Origin of the sequence: Synechococcus sp. H55.9 (assembly GCF_047462355.1) — a bacterium.
Classification (GTDB): Bacteria; Cyanobacteriota; Cyanobacteriia; order Thermostichales; family Thermostichaceae; genus Thermostichus.
In genome coordinates this window covers 8,810-12,691 of record NZ_JANSJB010000079.1, presented here as the reverse complement: position 1 = coordinate 12,691, position 3,882 = coordinate 8,810, and the positions used below count along the sequence as shown (strand labels likewise).

The window sequence follows — 3,882 nt, the reverse complement described above, 5'->3', positions numbered from 1 at the left end:
AATCCTTCCCTTTGCCTGAGAGGGCCCTTGAAGTTAATGAAAATTATTAGCAAGGCGCTGTCCACCGGCAACAGAGAGAGAGCTAAGCTAAAGCTCGACGCTGTTGGCCTTTCGGCGACAGGCTGGCAGGAAGAGGGTCTGCTTTCTCAACTCACTCCATGTCCAAAATCCAGCCCCTGAACCCAGAGCGGATCGCCCAAATGGCGGCGGGAGAGGTGATCGACTCGCTGGGGGCTGCTCTGCGGGAATTGCTGGAAAATGCCCTCGATGCTCAGGCCACCCGCATTCAGGTGGAGATTTGGCCCAGTCGCTGGCAGGTGCGGGTGGCCGATAATGGGCAAGGGATCCCAGGTTCGGAGCTGGAGCAGGTGGCTCGCCGCCACACCACCAGCAAGTTGGACGGTTGCAGCCTGGGATTTCGTGGGGAAGCGCTGCACAGCCTGGCCCGCTTGGGATCCTTGACCATTCAGACCCGCCATGCTGACGATGCCCACGGCTGGCTGGCCGCCTACAACCGACAGGGGGAGCTGGCCCACCAGCAGCCGGCGGCCACTGCCTTGGGAACGGTGGTGACGGTGGCGGATTTGTTTGCCGACTGGCCTCTGCGCCGTCGAGGTGTGCCCCCTATTGCCCCGCTTCTAACCCTGGTGCAGAATGCGGCTTTGGCCCATCCTTGGGTCAGTTGGCAGGTGCATCGGGAGGGACAACTGCTGCTCAGCCTCTGGCCGGGAACATCTCTGCAAGATCTGCTGCTGCAGGTGTTGCCGCAGTTGGATCTTTCGGATCTGCGCTATCAGCGGATCCAGGAGGGGGATAGCGATTGGGAAGTGGTGCTGGGCCTACCGGATCGTCTGCATCGCCCCCGCCCCGATTGGATCCGCCTGGCCGTCAACGGGCGATTTGTGCAGATGCCAGACTGGCAACGGGTGATCCAGTCAGTCTTTCAGCACGCCTTGCCCCGCCACCGCCATCCTCTAGTGGTGGTACATCTGCGCCTGCCACCTGAGCAGGTGGACTGGAATCGCCATCCTGCCAAGAGTGAGCTCTATCTACGGGATCCGGAGATCCGACAGGAGCAGTTGCGCCAACACCTACACGCTCTTCTGCAATCGGGATCCGGGCAAGCCAGCCGCCGCTCTGTGCATCTCATCCGCGCCAGCGAGGCCAAGTCGATCTACAGGGTTTCCTCCCTGCAAAGTCCGGCTCTCCCCGCTGCCGGTTGCTCCCTGCCGCCTCTGAAGGCCCTGGCCCAACTGCACCGGATTTACATTTTGGCGGAACACCCTCAGGGGCTGTGGCTGGTGGAGCAGCACCTGGCCCACGAGCGGGTGCGCTACGAGTACATCCAACAGCATTGGCAGCCGGTGGAGCTGGAGACGCCGGTCATGCTGGAGGGATTATCCTCCCAAGCAATGGAGCAATTGGGTCTGGAGCTGGAGCCCTTTGGCCCCAACACCTATCTGGTGCGCCGCGTGCCTCTGGCCCTGTGGTCGGAAGACCCCAAGGAGATTCAGGGATCCCTGCGAGAATTGAGCCGCTGTGCTGACCTCGAATCAGCTCAAGTGGCGGTGGCCTGTCGCGGCGCCCTGCGCAACGGGATCCCTCTGACCCTGGAGCAGATGCAACAGTTGCTGGAGGCCTGGCAGCGCACCGCCAATCCCCACACCTGCCCTCATGGCCGGCCAGTGTATCTGGCTCTGGCCGAAAAAGATCTGGCCCGTTACTTTCGTCGCCGCTGGGGGATCTGCGACCGGCCCATCTCCGACTCCAAGATGGGATCTTTTTGGGAGCTGGAGCCGCTGGGAGACAGGTTTGCCGCCCAAGTGCGGCGCTCGAGCAGCGCTTCTGCCTCGGAGCCCAGGGACGAGACCCGCTCCGCCCCACTATAATCGGGGATGTCCAACTGCTGACCCCCCCATGGCCTCTTATCTCAAACTCAAAGCCCAAGAAGAGACCTGGCTGCAGCGCCATGCCCGTCTGATCTTGGCGATCTTGGCCAGCCTGGGATCCCTGTTGACGGCCTACCTCACCTACACCAAGCTGACCGATCAGCCTGCCGCTTTCTGCACAGGGGATGGGGGGTGCGACCTGGTGCTCTCCAGCCGTTGGGCAGAGTTTTTGGGGATCCCGACGGCAACAGTTGGCCTGCTGGGCTTTTTGGGGGTCTTGGCGCTGGCGGTGCTGCCGGATGGGATCCCGCTGGTGAAGCGGTGGCGCTGGCCGGCCCTGTTTGGTCTGGTTTCCGCCATGACCGCCTTTGAAATGTACATGCTCTACCTGATGGTGGGGGTGCTGCGGCAATTTTGTCTGTATTGCACCACCGCCATAGTCTTGGTGGCCAGCCTGTGGGCGGTAACCCTGCTGGGCCACCGCTGGCTGGATGGGGGCAAGCTGGCCTTCAGCTACATTCTCGTGAGCTTTCTCACCTTGGTGACCACCATTGGGGTGTATGCCAACCAAGTTCCTCCCCCCAGCCCCCTGGCGGCAGGGTTGGCGGCCCACCTGCGGCAGATCGGCGGCACCATGTACGGGGCCTACTGGTGCCCCCATTGTCAGGAGCAGAAAGAGCTGTTTGGGTCGGCCTTTGCCCAAGTGCCCTACGTGGAGTGCTCCCCCAACGGTCCCGGTACGCCCCAAGCCCAGGCATGCACAGAAGCAGGGATCACCAGCTATCCCACCTGGATCATCAACGGCCGCACCTACGTGGGGCTGCGCTCGCTGGAAGCCTTGGCGGCAGCTTCCGGCTACCCTCTCGAGTCCGGCGGAGGACAGTAGTTCTCCAGGAGCGATGGCAGGAAGAGGCGTACACAGTTTCGCCCGGCTTGCTTGGCCTGGTAGAGGGCCTCGTCCGCTCGCTGGAGAGCAGCTTCTGGATCTAAGGGGTCATCTTCGCTGATAACGATCCCGCCAATGCTAATGGTGACAGGCAGGCTGCGTTTGGGCGAAACGTCAATTGGCCGGCTGGCGATGGCCCGGCGCAGAGACTCGGCGTAGCGGTGGCAGTGGGCGGGGTTGAGCCCAGGGGTGACGCAGACAAATTCTTCGCCGCCGTAGCGGTAGAGCAGGCTGGAGGGACGCAGTTGATTGTGCAGCCGCCCAACAAGGGCCTGCAACACGCAGTCGCCGATGAAGTGGCCGTAGGTGTCGTTGACCTGCTTGAAGTAATCCACATCCATCATCAGCAGGCAGAGATAGCGATAGCGGGCTTGCCCACGGGGCCCCACCTGCTTGAGCAAATGGGGCAACGCCTGGTCGAGAGCGCGGCGGTTCAAGGCTCCGGTCAAGGGATCCGTCAAAGACAGAGACTCCAACAGCTCGTTGCGGGCCCGCAGTTGCCGGTTGGCCTGGGCCAAAGCTCGGGTGAGCCGCTGCAGGCGCAGCCCCGCCCGTACCCGGGCCCGCAGCTCCTCAGCCTCGACCGGCTTAACGATAAACTCGTCCGCCCCTGCATCCAGCCCCTGCACCCGATCCTCAACTTCGGAGCGGGCGGTGAGCAAAAGGAAGTAGACAAACTGGCCGGCAGCGGAGTTCTTCAGACGGCGACAGAACTCTACTCCAGACAAACCCGGCATGACCCAGTCGCAGATGATCAAATCCGGCCATTCGCTTTCATCCAGGGTCTGCAGGTGCTCCCAGGCTAACTGGCCGCTTTCCCAGCTTTCCACCCGGTAGTTGGAGCTTCTGAGGACTTTGCCGATGTAGCGACGGCTCACCGGGTCATCGTCGATGACCCAAATGCAGGGAACCTGAGCCGGCACGTGGCTCCACGAAACTTCTGGCAAGGGTAAGGACTCCGTCCCGCCAACGGGAGCGGAAACCAAGCTGGGGGAAGGCTGCCAGCCTTCGAGTTCAGCCGACAACATGAGGAGAAACCCTGATACG

Annotated in this window: 3 protein-coding genes; 2 read left to right on the top strand and 1 reads right to left on the bottom strand. The window is 62.4% G+C overall.

Going from position 1 to position 3,882, the window contains the following annotated elements:
* Positions 1–158: 158 nt before the first annotated feature.
* Together mutL and NW857_RS10165 are read left to right on the top strand one after the other, a co-directional pair.
* Positions 159–1,889, top strand: a complete 1,731-nt coding sequence (gene mutL, locus NW857_RS10170) for a DNA mismatch repair endonuclease MutL (RefSeq protein WP_414335323.1) — start codon at positions 159–161, stop codon at positions 1,887–1,889.
* A gap of 28 nt (positions 1,890–1,917) precedes the next feature.
* Positions 1,918–2,775 (top strand): vitamin K epoxide reductase family protein, encoded by an 858-nt coding sequence (locus NW857_RS10165; RefSeq protein ID WP_414368861.1) that lies wholly within the window; start codon positions 1,918–1,920, stop codon positions 2,773–2,775.
* Here the strand turns inward: NW857_RS10165 and NW857_RS10160 are convergent.
* Positions 2,745–3,882: diguanylate cyclase (locus NW857_RS10160; RefSeq protein WP_414368859.1), on the bottom strand; the 1,138-nt coding region annotated here is incomplete at its 5' end. The two genes, NW857_RS10165 and NW857_RS10160, sit on opposite strands and share 31 nt — an antisense overlap.

What these genes read in the sequence shown, in the direction of transcription:
- mutL (WP_414335323.1), top strand. Translation starts at nt 159, where the DNA reads ATGTCCAAAATCCAGCCCCTGAACCCAGAGCGGATCGCCCAAATGGCG.
- NW857_RS10165 (WP_414368861.1), top strand. Translation starts at nt 1,918, where the DNA reads ATGGCCTCTTATCTCAAACTCAAAGCCCAAGAAGAGACCTGGCTGCAG.